Genomic DNA, 16,382 nt, shown 5'->3' with positions numbered 1-16,382 from the left:
GCATGACGCAGACGATTGCCGAGAAACTGCAGATCAAGCCGCATTCCACGGTCTGGTTGTCGCATCCTGCCCAGCTGCCTTTGCTGACCCCGATGCCCGAGGGGGTTCGCGAGGTCGACACCCCGTCGACGGCGAGCGCGGCAGTGGTGTTTGCGGAAGATGTCGCGAGCGCGCGCAGGCTCATGACGGAGCACGCCGAGGAGCTCAAGCAGCCGGCCGCATTCTGGATCGCCTATCCGAGGAGCAGCAAGTCGGACATCGACAGCGATTCACTGGGCCCGGTCGCCGCGGACTTCGCCATGCGGCCCTGCGATCAGGTAGCGATCGACGACCGCTGGTCAGCCCTCCGTTTCCGCACTGACTAGCCTGACAGCTCCGCCAACCGGCCAACCGGCCAGCGGCCAACCGGCCAGCGGCCAGCGGCCAGCGGCCAGCGGCCAGCGGCCAGCGGCCAGCGGCCAGCGGCCAGCGGCCAGCGGCCAATCTTGGCATCGACTCGGGGAGCCGCCCGGGCAAGCAGGGAGACGGCAGCAACAGACTGGGCAGGATGCGCGCTGTCTCGCGGGGAGAACGTTGCGGAGGCCTGTCAGCGGCCCAGGACGGAGCCGCCGTTCACGTTGATGATCTGGCCGGTCACGAAGGTGCCGCCTGGACCGGCGAGCCAGCGGACCGTCTCGGCGATGTCATCGGGTTCGCCTGCACGCTTCAGGAGAGCCGCCTCGACCCGCTTACGGTGGCCTTCCTCGGTCATACGGCCGGCGAAGAACTCGCTGTCGGTCACATACCCGGGCGCGATCACATTAGCGGTGATCCCGTCCCGCCCGAGTTGGGCTGCCAGGTCGAACACCCAGCCGTGCAGGGCAGCTTTCGCCGCCGAGTAGGGGCCGCCGCCACCGCGCTGCGCGGCGACCGAGCTGAGCAGGATCACCCGTCCACCCGGTCGGCGCAACAGCGGACGCAGGCCCTCGGTAAGGAGGACAGCAGTGAGCACGTTGGAGTCGAAGGTGGCCGTCCAGCGGTCGGCGAGCTCCGCGAGAGTGGAGTCGTCGCCGGCCACGTACGCGCCTGCGTTGTTGACCAGCACATCGACCGGGCGGTCGCCGACTGCCTGGACCACGGCGGGGATCTGGGCGGGGTCGGCGCAGTCCGCGGTGACGGCCGTGGCCTGCGGCCCGATCCATTTCACCGCGTCGGCCAGCACAGCCGGGCGCCGGCCGACGATGAGGACGTCGTAGCCCTCCCCTGCCAGCATTCCCGCCGTTGCCCGGCCGATTCCCGTGCCGCCGCCACTAACTACCGCAAGCCTCGCCATGCCGCTGACTCTAGAACAACACGGTTGATGCGGCTGTCATCGCCAAAGGAAGGAGGAACATCGTCATGTCGAGTTGCGCCGCAGACCCTCTCTGCCGGGTAATGAAGCACTCCAACAAAGAGATCGGGAGGTTGCGCGGTGCATACTCGCTCGCCGTGGCGCTACCCGGCGCGCATTGTGCCGCTGGCGTTCCTCGGTGCGATCGCCGTGGGGACGCTGCTGATGATGCTGCCTGCGGCGCGGGCCGATCCGGGGCACGCGCCGTTCGTTACCGCGCTTTTCACCGCGACGAGCGCCGTCTGCGTCACCGGCCTGTCCGTCGTCGATACACCGACGTACTGGTCCGGTTTCGGACTGGCGCTGATCACCGTACTGTCGCAGATCGGTGGCTTCGGCATCATGACGCTGGCAACGCTGCTCAGCCTGCTGGTGTCCCGGCGGCTGGGGCTGCGCAGCCGGCTGCTGGCCCAGGCGGAGAGTGCGGGGTTGTTCGGCGGCAATATCGGCGGCATCCTGATCCGCGTCGCTCTCGTCATGTTCGTATCCGAAGCAGTGATCAGCGTCGTGCTCACGTTACGGTTCTGGCTCGGGTACGACTACTCGTTGGGTCGCGCGGTCTGGGAGGCGGTCTTTCATGCCGTACAAGCGTTCAACAACGCGGGGTTCGCACTCTACCCGGACAGCCTCGTACGGTTCGTTGGCGATTGGTGGATCTGCATTCCGCTGACCCTGGGAGTGTTGGCTGGCTCGATCGGGTTTCCCGTGTGGTTCGAGCTTGCGCGCGAGTGGCGTACCCCAGGGAAATGGTCCACCCACACCCGCCTGACCGTTTGGGGAACCGCCCTGCTCAGCGGCACCGGGTTTCTGGTCTTCCTGGTGTTCGAGTGGAGCAATCCGGGCACGCTCGGGCCGCTCGGCATTCCCGCGAAGGTGCTGGCCGCCTTCACCCAGGACGTGATGACCCGGTCCGGCGGTTTCAACAGCGTCGACTTGGGCGCGGCAAACGCCGAGACCGGAGCCGTGACGACGGCCATGATGTTTATCGGCGGAGGCAGCGCGAGTACGGCCGGCGGCATCAAAGTGACCACCTTTCTGCTGCTCGCGTTCGTGATCTGGGCGGAGATCCGAGGTGAGCCCGATGTGGTGATCCGCAAACGGCGCATTGCCGAGGAAACCCAGCGGCAGGCCATGACTGTCGCATTGCTGGGTGTCGCCCTCGTCGCTGCGGGAACACTTGCCTTGATCTATCTCACCGACAACGTGCCGTTCGACCGGGCTCTGTTCGAGGTGACCTCGGCGTTCGCGACCGTGGGCCTCAGCACCGGTATCACCGCAGGTTTGCCGCCCTCGGCGCAGGTGGTGCTCGTCATCCTGATGTATATCGGCCGGGTCGGCACGATCGCGGTCGGCACCGCCATCGCGCTGAACACGCGTCGTCGGCTTTACCGCTATCCCGAAGAGAGGCCTCTCGTTGGCTGACAAAGAAGAATCCGACAACGTCGTGGTCGTCGGGCTGGGCAGGTTCGGCGGTGCCGTCGCCGAGTCCCTGGTGAACCTCGGCCACGAGGTCTTGGGCATCGACTCCGATCCGCGGATCGTGCAGGACTGGTCAGACCGGCTGACCCACGTTGTGGAGGCCGACGCGACCGACACCGACGCCCTGCATCAACTGGGCATCCAGGAGTTCTCCCGTGCTGTCGTCGGCATCGGCACGAATCTGGAGACCAGCGTGTTGACTGTCCTCACCCTCACCGAAGTCGGGGTGAGCGAGATTTGGGCCAAGGCGACCAGCAGCAAACATGGACAGATCCTGTCCCGGGTCGGCGCCCGCCACGTGATCTTTCCGGAGATGGAAATGGGCGAACGGGTCGCCCACCTCATCACCGGCCGCATGCTGGATTACATCGAGTTCGACGACGGCTTCGCCATCGCGAAGGTGCGAGCGCCGGAAGAAGCAGTAGGCCGCTCCTTGGCCGACGTCGGCCTGCGCAGCAAGTGGGGAATCACGGTCGTCGGCACCAAGCTACCTGGCGAGGACTTCACATACGCGCGGCCGGAAACGATCGTTCCGCGCGGCTGCATCCTCATCGTGGCCGGCGATACCTCCAAAGTAGAGCGCTTCGCGGGAGTTACCGGCTAGCTGCCGCGCAGCAAGGAGAGGGACGCTAGATGTCGACCGAAAAACCACCTTTGGTACGCGGCTGCGACGACGGCGGAACGGGTGATGGTGCTGGGGACGGGGTCGCGTCGGGCCGGGACTTCTTCCGTGGCGGCGAAGGCTCCGACGAAGAGGCCGGGCCGGGGCCAGGCGCGGCTACGGCTCCGAGGACCTCGGCCTGGCATTCGTGACCGTTGAGCGTGAAGCTCAGCGGCAGTGGATTGCTGACCCGGTAACTTCCGCTGAGGGTGACGGTCGCCGACCGGCCGGGGCGCAACTGTGCGTCCTTCTTCGGGCGCAGCACCAGCTTGCGGCCTTTCTGGGAAAGCCTTTTAGGGCCGTCGGTGAGACGTTGGCCCCCGGCGAAAGTGAACTCCAGTCGCCAGGACGAGAGCGCGTGTTCTCCGGTGTTCACCACGGTGAGCTGGGCGCCGAAGTCCGTGCCGGTGTCGCGCTGGATGCGGTAGCGGACCTTGCAGCCCGTGCCGTGCGGAGCCACCGCGCCCGGGCCGGCGCCGACCGCAGCCGCCTGGGCGGGGCCGGCTTCGACCGGTTCGCGAGTCGTCGACCAGACCAAGCCGACCGCGGCGGTGATCACCAGCGTGGCAACGGCCGCCTGGACGCGGTGCCGAGCTGCGAGAACAGCCTGGCCGAGGCGGCCGCCACTGAGCAGGTCGCGAGCCAGCACACCCCCGCGGAACAGACCGCCGCCCAAAGGCACCGGTCCGCCGATCCGCAGCGCCTGCGCGACCCGAAGGCCGGTCCGCAGCCGCACCCGTTGCCGCAGCGGGAGCGCCGACGACCGGCTCGGGCGCCCAGACGCATCAGAGCGAGTAGACCGACCGAGGCCGGCGGCCGAACCGAAGCGCGCAGCCGAACCGAAGCGCGCGGTCGAACCGAAGCGCGCGGTCGAACCGAAGCGCGCGGTCGAACCGAAGCGCGCGGTCGAACCGAGCACTCCCGCCACCGAACCGAAGCCCGTGGCCGAACCCAGCACCCCCGCCACCGAACCGAAGCCCGCGGCCGAACTCAAGCCTGCGGGCGAGCTCAAGCCCGCAGCCGAACTCAAGCCCGCAGCCGAACTCAAGCCCGCGGCCGAACTCAAGCCCGCAGCCGAACTCAAGCCTGCGGGCGAATTGAGCCCCTCGGCCGAGCCGGAGCCTGCGGGCGTGGAGCGGAAACCGGCCAGGACCGGCTGTTCGTCGAAGGCCCCCACCGGCGGGATGATCGGCTGGAGTCCGACCAACGCCGCCAGGATCGTCGCTACCTCGTCTGCGCCGGGCCGGTCGGTGGGGCGTTTCGCGAGGCAGCGCAGGCACAGCGCGGCCACCTCGGGCGGCATTCCGGGGAGGTTGGGCACCGGGTCGGGGTCGGCGTACAGGTGGGCTCGTAGCGCTTCGGTGGTCGTCTCAGCGGGCCAGGGCAGGCGCCCGGTGAGCAGGCGGTAGAGGAGGAGACCGAGCGCGTAGACGTCGGCGGCTGGGGCTACCGGGTCGCCGCTGAGTCGTTCCGGGGCCAGGTAGGCGGGGGTGCCGAGGAGGCTGCCGTCCGGGGCGGCGTCGCGCTGGCCGATGAGGGCGGAGATGCCGAAGTCGACAACTTTGGCGCCGGCGCCGGTGAGCATGACGTTGGCGGGGGTGACGTCGCGGTGCACGATGCCGCGAGAGTGGGCTGTGGCTAGCGCCGACGCTACTTCGGCGACGACGGTGACCGCGCCGCGCCAGGTGAAGGGGCCGGTTCGACGCAGGCGGGCGGAGACGGGCTCACCGTCGTTGAGTTCCATGACGACGTACGGGACGGTGGTGTGGTTGTCGAGCGGGGATTCACCGAAGTCGAAGACGCCGGTGATGTGCGGGTGACACAGCCGGGCAGCGGCCAGCGCTTCCTGACGGAGCCGGCTTCGGAACGCCGCGTCCGTGGCGAGCTGCGGGGACAGCACCTTGACCGCGACCGGACGGCCGAGGACCTCATCGTGACCTCGCCACACGACCGACATGCCACCGGTGCCGAGCCGCTCGATCAGGCGGTACCGGCCACCGACATGGCTGCCTTCTCGCCCGGTCGCCAGCCACCTCATGTGCCGATTGTGGCCCGAGGGACACCCCGGCCACGCTGCGTCCGAGAAATCCCCTCAGATTCCACCGCCGATCAGCAGCCCGACAAACGACCACCACCCCTGCGCACAGAGGGCAGGCACCGGGCCTCAGCCGGCGAGCAGCTGGTCCACAGGCGCGTAATCGTCCGTCAGCACCCGCGCATCCCCGATCAGGTCGTTGAGGGCGGTTCCGGACATTAGTTCCACCGGCTCGTCGACCAGGTCGAGGTGATTGCGCATTTGGTCGAGCGGCAGGGCAGTTCGGGAGGCCACGATGACAAAGTTGACGCCGATGTCCCCGCTCAACGCGCCCTGGGGCAGGATCACGGCGATGTGCGGGAAGGCGGCCGCGACCGTGGCTAGTTCGGCGCGGATGAAGCGGTGCGGTGGGTAGTCGATGACGTTTTGGGCGTACAGGCCGTTGTCGCGGAGGACGCGGGAGACGTCGTCGGCCATTTCGCGGGTGGCGAGGTGCCAGGGGACGACGAGGTGGCCGAAGGCGTCGCCGACCACGACGTCGTAGGCGCGGTCGGGTTGCTCGCCGAGGCCGACTCGGGCGTCGCCGACGCGGGTGCGCAGCTGTGGGCCGGTCCGCAGGCCCAGGTCGCGTCGGTCCAGGTCGACCAGGGCGCCGTCGAGCTCGACGACGAGTTGGTTGCTGCCGGGGCGGGTTGCCGCGACGTAGTTCGGCACGGTGAAACCGCCGCCGCCGAGGTGCAGGGCGTCGATCGGGGCGGCCGGGCTCTTCTGGATGTCGATGAGGGCACCGAGCCACTGGACGTACGCGAACTCCAGGTGGGTGGGGTCGGTCAGGTCGACGTACGAGTGCCGCGCCGAGTTGAGGTACAGCGTCCGCCCGCCCGACCGTTGCGGGTCGGCTTCGACTCGGGCGCAGTGGTACGCCGTCTCGACGTCGCACGGTGTCGGCGCGGACGCTCCCAGCCCGGCCCCGACCAGCCCGATGGTGACCAGCACGGCCCGGGTCCGCGGTTTACCCACCTCCGAGACAGAGCGGCGCAGCCACCAGCCGAGCGCGAACCCGGCCACCGCGAGCAGTCCGGCGAGGGTCAGCACGATCCAGCTGCTCGGCATCGCTGCGACGAAGATGAAGCCGGTGCCGAGCGTCGCGGTGATGGCACCGAGGGTGCCGAAGCTGGAGAGCCGGCCCACCACCTCGCCGGTCCGGCGCAGGTCGCCGAGCTGCAGCTTGACGGTCATCGGGGTGATGGTGGAGAGCAGGAAGGCGGGGAGGAAGACGGCCAGCGCGGCGAGCATCAGCACGGCGGGGGCCGCACCGCCGCGGAGCAGTTCGCCGCCCCAGCGAACCAGGGGCAGCGTGAGCCCGGTGGTGATGGCGCCGAGGAGCAGCGCGGGGGCGAGGAGGACCCGCGGGTCGTATTTGTCGGCGAGCCGCCCGCCGACCCAGGTGCCGTACGCGATGGCGGCCAGCGCCAGGCCGATCACCGAGCTGCTGACTTGCAGGGTGACGCCGACGTACGGCCCGACGAGGCGCAGCGCCACGATTTCCAGCACCAGCACGGCCCCGCTGGCGAAGAACACGAGTGCGGTGGCCAGGGCGGACGGCAGTGCCCGTGGGGATTCCATCGGCGGATGGTACCGGCGGATGCTGGGGATTCCCGGTAGGCCTACAGGATCGACAGGTGCACGTGGTTGGTGTGGGCGGCGGCCGGGCCACCGGAGCCGCTGTAGGACCGCCAGCCGGAGCCGGGCAGCCAGATCTCGCGGTACCAGATGACGTACATGACGCCGAGGCGGTCGGCGTTGTCCACAAGGTACGCGGCGAGGTTGTTGCCATAGGTGCGGTCGTCTCCGCTGGCGTCCACGTTTTCGAAGCCGCCCGGTGCGGCGGAGAAGTCGCAGGCTTTGCCTTGGGGGTGTTCGCCGCCGGAGGCGCGTTGGGCGAAGCAGGACGTGTGCCGTTTGAAGCCGATCGCCCGGGACTGCTGCAGGGCGTTGAGCAGCCGCGGTGTGATGCAGCCGGTGGTGGTGGGGTCGTCGGCCGAGCAGGATTCGCCGGGTAGTTCGCCGTTGCCGTTGCGGGGGGCCGCCTTGGCCTTGGGCGATTTGCCGTTGCCGAAGCCGCTGGTCAGGGTGCCGCCACCGGAGGCGATCAGCGCGGTCTCGGCCTGTTCTTTCTGCTTGGCCATGACCGTGACTTGCTTCTGCTGTTCTTTGATTTCGAGCTCGATGGCGGTGCCGGCTTTTTCGGCGGTGGTCAGGGCATCGCGGTAGCCGGCGAGGGTGTGGCTGTCGACCTGGGCCATCTGGTCGAGGCGGATCATCCGGTCCATGAACTCGTCGGACGAGCCGGTGTTGAGCAGCATCGTCATGGCGCCGAGGCGGCCCTGCCGGTAGGAGCGGTTGGCGATCTCACCGACTCGGCCGGTCAGCTGGGCGCTCTGCCCTTTCGCCTGGGCCAGGGTGGTCTTGAGCTGTCCCTGCCGCTTCTTGGAGGCGGCGAGCTTCTGTTTGGCTTCGACGTGGCCTTTGACCGCGGACTCGAGCGCCGTGCGGAGCTTCTTGCTGGCGCCTTCCTCGTCGGGGTCGGCGTGTGCCGCGGGGGGCGCGGCGAGCAGCACGAAGATCGCCGCGAGCAGCGCGAGGACGGGCTTGGCCCGACGCAGGAACGTCGCCGCCACGGTCTACCTCCCAAGTGGTGAGCGCGGGGAACTCTACCTCGGGAATCGCGGTGGTTGCAGATCGTCAGGTCGCCGAATATCCGCCGTCGACGAAGAGTGTTTGCCCGGTCACCGCAGCGCTACTGGAACTCGCCAGATACACCACACAACCGGCAAAATCCTCGGGTACGCCGTTACGCCCGATCATCGCCCTCCGCGCATGTCCGGCCGCCAGATCGGGATCTGCGAACAGCGGTTCGGTCAGCGGGGTGTGCACGACTCCCGGGGCGATCGCGTTGCTCGTCACCCCGTGGCGGGACCACGCTTCGGCCTGCGAGCGGGTGAGGCCCACGAGACCGGCCTTGGCGGCGCCGTAGGCGCCGCTGTGTCCGTACGCGCGAAATGCTTGTTGGGAAACGACGTTGATGATGCGTCCCCAGCCGCGCGCGACCATCGCCGGGCCGAAGTGCTGCCCGAGCAGGAACGGCGCGGTCAGGTTGGCAGCCAGGGTAACGTCCCAGTCGCTTTCGGTGAGCTGGTCCAGCGGTGGGCGCAGGTTGACCGCCGCCGCGTTCACCAGGATGTCCACGTCGGCGCACGCGGTGACGCGTGCGAGCGCCGACCGGTCCGCCAGGTCGGCGGCGACCGTCTCCACCTCGGTGCCGCAGGCGGCCAGCTCGGCCGCGGCCTGCCGCAGCGGCTCCGGCCGGCGCGCCACCGGGATGACGCGCGCTCCGGCCCGGCCCAACGCGAAGGCCATCGCCCGGCCGATCCCGGAACTGCCGCCCGTCACCAATGCGGTCCGGCCGCGCAGACCAAAAAGCTCTTCCAGGTACGCGGACATCACGGCGGAAGGAGCGTGCCGCGGACGGTGTGCCAGATCTCGTGGTTCGCGGCGACGAGCAGGCCACGATCGGCGTCACCCGGCCGGTACGCCGAGCCGTCGAGGTGCAGCACCGCGCCACCGGCCTCCCGCACGATGAGCGAGCCGGGCGTGTGGTCCCACGGCAGGATCCGCCAGAAGACCGCGAACTGCTGCTCGTCCGTGGCCACGCTCGGATACTCGTAGCCGGCGCAGTGGTGTCCAGCGGTGACCCGACCGAAGCGGTGCGCGTTCGCGTCGAGGTCCGCGCGCAGATCGGCGGGAAAGTAGGTGCGCGAGATCGAGCCGGTCAGCGCGGCAGCACCCGGATCGTCGGCGCGGGTTTTGAGGCGTACGCCGTCGATGAACGCGCCGCTCGACTGCTCGGCGACGATCATCCGGTCGCCGGGGGCATCGAGGATCCAGCCAGCGGCCGGCTCGCCGGCGCGGACCAGCGCCACCATCACGGCGAAGGGTCCCTCGCCGGAGGCGAAATTGTTGGTGCCGTCGACCGGGTCCACCAGCCACACCGGGCCGTCAGCGCCGAGCCGGTCCAGCACGCTCGCGTCCGCGGCGACCGCCTCTTCACCGACCACGACCGAGCCGGGCAGCAGCCTCCTCAGCCCGGCGGTCAACGCCCGCTCGGACTCCTGGTCGGCGATCGTGACCAGGTCGCCGGGCGACTTCTGGTGGATCTCGCCGTCGTCGAGGCGGCGCCAGCGGGGCATGACGATCGTCCGGGCGACCTCGCGGATCAGGTCGGCCACCTGGTCGATCAGGTCGTCACGCACGTGGTGGCAGCTTCACGACGCTGACGAAGAAGTCGTCGATCTGGCGGATCACCGAGATGAACCGTTCGAAGTCGACCGGCTTGGTGACGTACGCGTTGGCGTGCAGTTGGTAGCTGCGCAGGATGTCCTCGTCGGCCGCGGAGGTGGTGAGCACAACGACCGGGATCCGGCACAGCTCGTCGTCCTTCTTGATCTCCTCCAGCACCTCCCGGCCGTCGCGACGCGGCAGGTTGAGGTCGAGCAGGATCAGGTCCGGGCGGACGGCCTTTTCGTACTGGCCCTCGCGGCGCAGGTAGGACAACGCTTCGGCGCCGTCGGAGACCACGGTGAGACGATTACGGACCTTGTGCTCCTCGAACGCCTCCTGCGTCATGAGCACGTCGCCCGGGTCGTCCTCCACCAGCAGCACCTCGATGGGGGTGCCGTCTGCACGAATCGCTCCGGTCATGCGCCGACCTCTTTCAGTTTCTCCTTCACCGGGATCCCCGCCACGAGCGGCAGCGTGAACCAGATGGAGGCGCCTTCGGTGACGTCGAGATCCAGCCAGATCCGGCCGCCATGATATTCGACGATCTTCTTGACGATGGCGAGACCGATGCCGGTCCCCTCGTACGCGTCCCGCCCGTGCAACCGCTGGAAGATCACGAAGACCTTGTCGGCGAACTCGGCCTCGATGCCGATGCCGTTGTCCCGGACGTTGATCCGCCACTCGTCCTCGTCGCGGTCAGCGCTGACCGTGATGACCGGCGGCACGTCCGGGCGGCGGAACTTGAGCGAGTTGCCGATCAGGTTGACGAAGAGCGTGGTGAGCAGCGGCTCCTCGCCCTCGACCGTGGGCAGGTCCACCCAGCGGATCTCCCCGTCCTCGCCGATCCGCGACTCGAGCTGCGACGTGACCTCGGTCAGCACCCGGTCGAGGTCGACGTCGGTGAAGCCCGCGGTGAGCCGGCCGATCCGGGAGAACGCCAGCAGGTCGTTGATGAGCCGCTGCATCCGTTGCGCGCCGTCCACGGCGAAGCCGATGTACTGGTCGGCCTTCGCGTCCAGCTGCCCGGCGTAGCGGCGTTGCAGCAGCTGGCAGAAGCTGGCTACCTTGCGCAGCGGCTCCTGCAGATCGTGCGAGGCGACGTACGCGAACTGCTCGAGGTCCCGGTTGGACCGGGTGAGTTCCTCGGCCTGCATCTTGAGCTGGTCGTTGACCCACTCGATCTGTTGACGGGCCTCGCGTACCTCGGTCAGCTCGGCCGCGATCTTCTTGCGCATCCCGTCGACGTCGTCAGCGAGGCCGCGCAGTTCGGGCGACCCGCTGCTCTCGATGTGCTTGCCGAAGTCGCCGTCGGCAACCTCGCGCACCTGCGCGGCCAGCTCGGTGACCGGGCGGCTGACCATCCGGTCGAGCAGCAGCAACAGGGTCACGCCGGCGATGACGATGATCGCCGCGGCGCCGATCTGCAGTGCCACCATCCGCTGGCTGGTCTCTTTGGCGTCCGCAGCGGCCCGGTCGCGCAGGACGCCGATGTCGTCCTGCATCTTCTCAATGGCCGCCCGCAGCGCGTCGAATTCGGCGGTGTCGCCACCCGCCACGACCGCCTGGCCTGCCTCCGGGCCCTCGGTGCGAACGGCGTTCAGGATCGGGTCGGCGACGGCCGTGTGCCAGGCGTCGGCACGGTTGCGCACTTCCGCGAGGTCACGGCGCACGGTGTCTTCCAGCGGTCCGGTCCGCAACAGCCCGTCGATGTAGGCCATGAGCTGTTGCTCGGTCGCAAGGCCCTGCTCGTAGGGCTTGAGGTTGGCCTGACGGCCAGTAATCGCGTAGCCGCGGATGCCGGTCTCCTGGTCGACCAGGGCGGTGCTGAGCCGCTCCCCCGCCGCACGCATCGGAGTGGCCCGGCTGACCACGTCGTCGAGCTGCCGGTTGTTCGCGGCGGCGGTCAGCGCCGCGAAGACGCCGAGCCCGGCGAGGATCAGGCCGACAGTGACGCACAGTGCTAGCACCCGACCGCGCAGCGACCAGGTGCCGACCCGAAGCAGACTCACCTGCCACCGCCACGGGAGATCAGCAGCATCGCCACGTCGTCGGCGAGTGGTCCGCCGTTGGCCTGCTCGGCACGCCCCACCAGCCACGCCGGCAGGGCTGGCAGCGGCACCGAGCGGGCGGCGGGCTCGGCGAGCAGGCCGCACAGCCCCTCGACGTCGAGGCGTTCGTTGCCCGCGCCGGTGTGCCCCTCGATGAGCCCGTCGGTATACATCAGCAGGGACCAGTCATCGCCGGTGAACTCCAGGTCGGTCGCGGGGGTGGGGGTGGGCCGGACGCCGAGCACGATGCCGGTCCGGGCGGTCACCGCCATCGCCTGGCCGCCGGAGAGCAGGACCGGCGGCGGGTGCCCGGCCAGGCGTACGGTCGCGCGCTTGCCGGGCAGGTCGAGGGAGACCATCGCGACGGTGGCGAACACCTCCCGCGCCCGACGCTCGCTCATCAGCACCTGTTCGAGAGCGGCGAGCACCTGCTCCTCGGGCACACCCGCGAGCACCAGGGCCCGCCACGCGACTCGCAGTTCGACGCCGAGCGCGGCCTCGTCCACGCTGTGCCCGCAGACATCGCCGACGATGACGTGCAATTTGTCGTAGCCGACCTGGACGACGTCGAAGAAGTCACCGCCAAGCAGGCCGAGGGCGCGGCCGGAGCGGTAGAACGTGTGCACGGCGACGTCGGTGGTCTTCATCAGTGGCTGAGGCAGCAGGCCGCGTTCGAGGCGGGCCGATTCGGCCTGGCGCAGCTCGGCCTCGCGCAGGCGCTGGGTGTTCTCGTCGGCCCGCTTGCGTTCGACGGCGTAGCGCAGGGACCGCGACAGCAGGACGCCGTCGACCTGGCCTTTGACCAGGTAGTCCTGGGCACCTTCGGCGACCGCCTGGGCACCCAGGTGCTCGTCTGAGCGGCCGGTGAGCACGCAGACCGCCGCGCTGCCGGCGACGGCGAGCAGTTTGCGCAGGCCGTCGATGCCCTCAGCGTCGGGCAGGCCCAGGTCCAGCAGCACGCACTGGACGCCGCGCATCATGGTCTGCGCCTCACGCAGACTGGTGGCGATCTGCAGGTCGAACGAGGCACCGGCCTCGGCGAGCAGCTCACGGACCAGGAAGGCGTCGCCCTCGTCGTCCTCGACGAGCAGGATCCGCAGGCGTTCCGGCACCAGCACGGCGGGCCGCGGTACGGCGACCTCGGTCACGACGCCACTCCGCCCCACGTCGCACCGTCAGCGGTACGCAGGTCGGCAGCACCAGCTCGGCGGGGACGGATGATGGCGGAACTCCTTCGGGTGTGACCCCGCTGATCGTCCACCACCGGCCGCGGGCGCACAACACCGGCCACCCGACGCCGGCGACCCAGCGACCACAGCGCCACCCAGCGTGACCGCCCGATGGTCATGTCGACGGACCGTAGGACGGGTCTTCGGCGACCCGGCGGGCGTGCCGGGCGATGACCTCGCCGAGGATGCCGTGCAACCGCCCGCAGTCCTGGCAGTGCAGATTCTCGTCGAGTCGGCGGCCACCGCACTCGATGCACAGGCCCCGGTCCTCCGGATCCCGGTACGCCTCCAGCGCCCGGCACAGCGCGCGCACCACATGATCACCGAGCTGGAACGTCGCCTCGCCCAGCGCGGTACGCACACCGAGCACGGCAACCGGTCCGGCCTCGGGAGCCGGGTCGTACGGCGCCGTCCGCTCGACGAACTCGGCGATGACGGCGGCGGGGTCGAGCGGGGCTGTCACGGCTCCCAAGTTATGCCACGAGACCATAAGATCGCTCGGCTAGGTGCGCGAATGTGAGCGAGCCGGGGGAACTATGGAACGCACGGCAGGCGTGTCGGGGGTCGGAGCGGCGGATCGGGCGTTGACCCGGCCGGCGCGGCGGGGCTGGGCGGCATTGGCGGCGGTCTTGTTCCTGGTGGCGGTGGGTGTGCTGGCCGTGCAGTCCGTACGGCCGCCGGCGGCGCGGTCCGCGGATGCCCCGGCCGCTGAGTTCAGCGCGGGGCGGGCGTTCACCCATGTGCAGACGATCGCCGCCGGTCCGCATGTGGCGGGCAGCGTGGCGAACGACGCCGTCCGCGAGCATCTGCTGACCACGCTGCGTGGCCTCGGCCTGGCACCCGAGGTGCAGGACACCGTGACGACTCAGGGTGCCCGACTGTCGGCGAGCGACGGTGGGGTGGGCATGGCCCGCGTACGCAATGTGATCGCCACGCTGCCGGGCACGGCGTCGACCGGTCGGGTTTTCCTGGTGGCGCACTACGACTCGGCGCAGACGGGGCCGGGCGCCAACGACGACGCTGCCGGAGTGGCCGCGATTCTGGAGACCGCGCGGGTGCTGACCGCAGGCCCGCGGCTGCGCAACGATGTGGTGTTCGTGCTGACCGACGCGGAGGAGGCGTGCCTGTGCGGCGCGCAGGCCTTCGTGGAGCAGCACCCGCTGGCTATGGACGGTGGGGTGGTGCTCAATCTGGAGGCTCGCGGCAGCAGCGGCCCGGCCATCATGTTCGAGACCTCCACCGCCAACGCCGCGCTGGTGGGCGCGTTCGCGGACGTGCCCGAGCCGGTGGGCACCTCGTTCGCGGTCGAGGTTTACCGGCTGTTGCCGAACAACACCGACTTCACCGCGTTCCGGGAGCGCGGATTCACCGGGCTGAACACGGCGTACATCGACGGGGCTGCGGTGTATCACACGCCGGTGGACACGCCGGAGTCGATGAACCGGGACACCTTGCAGCAGCACGGCGTCAATCTCCTGGCCCTCGCGCAGGACCTGGGCGGCCGGGACCTGCCGGCGCTGCGCTCGGCGGGCGACGCGACGTACTTCCCGGTGCCTGGTGCGCTGGTGCATTACTCGAGTTCGTGGATCTGGCCGCTGGCCGGGGCAGCGCTGGTCGCGGTGCTCGGCTGCGCCTGGTTGGCGCGGCGGCGCGGTCTGTTGTCCGTGCCGCGCCTGCTCGGGGCGTTCGGCCTCACGCTCATCCCGGTCCTTACGGTTCCGGCCCTGTCCCAGCTGCTGTGGATCACCCTGAAATTCATCCGTCCCGGGTACGCGGAACTGCCGATCGACCCGTACCGGCCGTGGTGGTATCGGCTCGCGATCGTGGCGTTGACCGCGGCCGTGGTCTGCGCCTGGTACGCCCTGCTGCGCCGCCGGCTCGGCCCGGCCGCCTTGGCCGTCGCCGGGCTGGCGTGGCTGGCGGTGCTCGGCCTGGTCCTGGCCGCACTCGCTCCCGGCGGGTCCTACCTGGGCGCAGTGCCGGCACTGACCGGCGGGGTGGCGGGTATCGCTGCCGTGCTGCTGCGCGGCCGGGGTCTGCTGTCGGCGGCGGCCGTCACGCTGGGCGCGGCGGGCGGGGTGGTCATCCTGCTGCCGACGATGGTCATGTTCTTCCCCGCCATGGGCATGAACCTGGCCGCCGCCGGGGCGTTCTTCGCCGTCCTGCTGGCCCTGACCCTGCTGCCGGTCATCGACCTGCTGCACCCGGAGGCGGGCGGCCAGCGCGGCCTCACCGCCCTGAGTGCTCGCCGCCGTGGCCTGCTACCCACGCTCGCTGCGACGGTCGCCATGGTGGTCTTTGCCGCGGTGGGGCTGGCCGTGGACCGGTTCGACGCCGACCATCCAGTGCCGACCCACCTCATGTACGCGCTAGACGCCGACACCCAGCAGGCCCGCTGGCTCAGCGAGTCGCGTACCCCGTCCGAGTGGACGGGCGACTATGTCGGCACGGAGCACACCACTGTCACCGACACGCTGCCCGCTTTCGGCGCGGAGGGTCTGCTCTCCGGCCCCGCCGAGCCGGCCGCGCTGCCCGCACCCGAGCTGACGAAAACCGCCGACAGCAGCGCGGGCGACAGGCGCACGGTGACTCTCAAGCTCACCCCGAAGCGCCCGGTCCGCCTGGTGACGTTGCACGTGGGCGCGGCGGCGGAGGTCTCGGCTGCCACGGTGGGTGGGCGGCCACTGGCGGATGGCCGGACGGGTGGGGGCACGTGGGGCTTCGGTTTCGTCTTCCACGCCCCGCCGGCGGACGGTCTCGAGGTGACCCTGACCGTGCCGGTGGGTGCTCCGCTCAAGCTGCGGGCGATGGACGCGAGCGACGGACTCGCCGCGTTGCCGGGCTTCCGGCCGCGCCCGGCGGACGTCGGTGTGGTCGGCTCGCACAGCTCCGAGATGCTGGCAGTCGCCAAGACCTACACGTTCTAGCGGCCGCGCCCGCGGCCCTTGCGGCCGGTCGACGTGTCGAACCGGAAGTGGATGAACAGGCGACCCCAGTTGTCGCCGTCCTTCTCGACCCGGTGGTAGAGCTGCTTGATCTCCTTCTGGTCGAGGAACCGCAGCACCTTCTTCTTGAGCTGCCCGCTGCCCTTGCCCGGGATGATCTCGACCAGGGTGGCTTTCTTCTCGATCGCCTCGTCGACGATGCCGCGGAGCGCCTTGTCGATCTCGGTGCCCTTGTTGAAGATGTCGTGGAGATCCAGCTTGAGCTTCACGTCGGC

General features: G+C 69.8%; 15 protein-coding genes. 4 read left to right on the top strand and 11 right to left on the bottom strand.

Going from position 1 to position 16,382, the window contains the following annotated elements; translation table 11 throughout:
* Positions 1-2 precede the first annotated feature (2 nt).
* Positions 3-365, top strand: a complete 363-nt coding sequence (locus ACIA1L_RS08105; RefSeq protein WP_396071851.1) for a hypothetical protein — start codon at positions 3-5, stop codon at positions 363-365.
* Between the two features lie 221 nt (positions 366-586).
* Here the strand turns inward: ACIA1L_RS08105 and ACIA1L_RS08100 are convergent, their stop codons facing one another.
* Positions 587-1,312, bottom strand: coding sequence for an SDR family NAD(P)-dependent oxidoreductase (locus tag ACIA1L_RS08100; protein WP_396071850.1), 726 nt, complete (start codon positions 1,310-1,312; stop codon positions 587-589).
* Between the two features lie 222 nt (positions 1,313-1,534).
* Here ACIA1L_RS08100 and ACIA1L_RS08095 point away from each other — a divergent pair, with 222 nt between their 5' ends.
* Together ACIA1L_RS08095 and ACIA1L_RS08090 are read left to right on the top strand one after the other, a co-directional pair.
* On the top strand, positions 1,535-2,791 hold the full coding sequence (locus ACIA1L_RS08095; protein ID WP_396072444.1) for a TrkH family potassium uptake protein: 1,257 nt from the start codon (positions 1,535-1,537) through the stop codon (positions 2,789-2,791).
* Positions 2,784-3,452: a potassium channel family protein gene (locus ACIA1L_RS08090; RefSeq protein ID WP_396071849.1), complete on the top strand. Its 669-nt coding sequence runs from the start codon at positions 2,784-2,786 to the stop codon at positions 3,450-3,452. The genes ACIA1L_RS08095 and ACIA1L_RS08090 overlap by 8 nt, the downstream gene beginning before the upstream one ends.
* A gap of 25 nt (positions 3,453-3,477) precedes the next feature.
* Here ACIA1L_RS08090 and ACIA1L_RS08085 read toward each other — a convergent pair whose 3' ends face one another.
* The 9 genes from ACIA1L_RS08085 to ACIA1L_RS08045 all read right to left on the bottom strand — a co-directional run bounded on the left by ACIA1L_RS08085 (position 3,478) and on the right by ACIA1L_RS08045 (position 13,625).
* Positions 3,478-5,547, bottom strand: a complete 2,070-nt coding sequence (locus ACIA1L_RS08085; protein ID WP_396071847.1) for a protein kinase — start codon at positions 5,545-5,547, stop codon at positions 3,478-3,480.
* Positions 5,548-5,673: 126 nt separating this feature from the next.
* Positions 5,674-7,170, bottom strand: coding sequence for a fused MFS/spermidine synthase (locus tag ACIA1L_RS08080; RefSeq protein ID WP_396071846.1), 1,497 nt, complete (start codon positions 7,168-7,170; stop codon positions 5,674-5,676).
* 41 nt (positions 7,171-7,211) lie between these two features.
* A complete protein-coding gene (locus ACIA1L_RS08075) occupies positions 7,212-8,225 on the bottom strand; it encodes a coiled-coil domain-containing protein (RefSeq protein WP_396071845.1) in 1,014 nt (337 codons plus the stop codon).
* 64 nt (positions 8,226-8,289) lie between these two features.
* Entirely contained in the window at positions 8,290-9,048 is a 759-nt protein-coding gene (locus tag ACIA1L_RS08070) for an SDR family NAD(P)-dependent oxidoreductase (RefSeq protein WP_396071843.1), read from the bottom strand.
* Entirely contained in the window at positions 9,048-9,857 is an 810-nt protein-coding gene (locus ACIA1L_RS08065; RefSeq protein ID WP_396071841.1) for an inositol monophosphatase family protein, read from the bottom strand. The genes ACIA1L_RS08070 and ACIA1L_RS08065 overlap by 1 nt, the downstream gene beginning before the upstream one ends.
* Positions 9,850-10,305, bottom strand: a complete 456-nt coding sequence (locus tag ACIA1L_RS08060; protein WP_396071840.1) for a response regulator — start codon at positions 10,303-10,305, stop codon at positions 9,850-9,852. Before ACIA1L_RS08060 ends, ACIA1L_RS08065 begins: the two co-directional genes overlap by 8 nt.
* Positions 10,302-11,894: an ATP-binding protein gene (locus tag ACIA1L_RS08055; RefSeq protein ID WP_396071839.1), complete on the bottom strand. Its 1,593-nt coding sequence runs from the start codon at positions 11,892-11,894 to the stop codon at positions 10,302-10,304. Before ACIA1L_RS08055 ends, ACIA1L_RS08060 begins: the two co-directional genes overlap by 4 nt.
* Positions 11,891-13,081, bottom strand: coding sequence for a PP2C family protein-serine/threonine phosphatase (locus tag ACIA1L_RS08050; RefSeq protein ID WP_396071837.1), 1,191 nt, complete (start codon positions 13,079-13,081; stop codon positions 11,891-11,893). Before ACIA1L_RS08050 ends, ACIA1L_RS08055 begins: the two co-directional genes overlap by 4 nt.
* Before the next feature lie 196 nt (positions 13,082-13,277).
* Positions 13,278-13,625 carry a hypothetical protein gene (locus tag ACIA1L_RS08045; RefSeq protein ID WP_396071836.1) on the bottom strand — a complete coding sequence of 116 codons (348 nt, stop codon included), beginning with the start codon at positions 13,623-13,625 and terminating at the stop codon, positions 13,278-13,280.
* 73 nt (positions 13,626-13,698) lie between these two features.
* Between ACIA1L_RS08045 and ACIA1L_RS08040 the strand changes: the two genes are divergently transcribed.
* Positions 13,699-16,089 carry a M20/M25/M40 family metallo-hydrolase gene (locus ACIA1L_RS08040; protein ID WP_396071835.1) on the top strand — a complete coding sequence of 797 codons (2,391 nt, stop codon included), beginning with the start codon at positions 13,699-13,701 and terminating at the stop codon, positions 16,087-16,089.
* Here the strand turns inward: ACIA1L_RS08040 and ACIA1L_RS08035 are convergent.
* Positions 16,086-16,376 carry a Smr/MutS family protein gene (locus ACIA1L_RS08035; protein ID WP_396071834.1) on the bottom strand — a complete coding sequence of 97 codons (291 nt, stop codon included), beginning with the start codon at positions 16,374-16,376 and terminating at the stop codon, positions 16,086-16,088. The genes ACIA1L_RS08040 and ACIA1L_RS08035 overlap by 4 nt on opposite strands.
* Positions 16,377-16,382 lie beyond the last annotated feature (6 nt).

Origin of the sequence: Actinoplanes sp. NPDC051859 (assembly GCF_044452725.1) — a bacterium.
In the GTDB taxonomy this organism is placed as follows: Bacteria; Actinomycetota; Actinomycetes; order Mycobacteriales; family Micromonosporaceae; genus Actinoplanes.
This window is presented reverse-complemented; position numbering and strand designations above follow the sequence as displayed.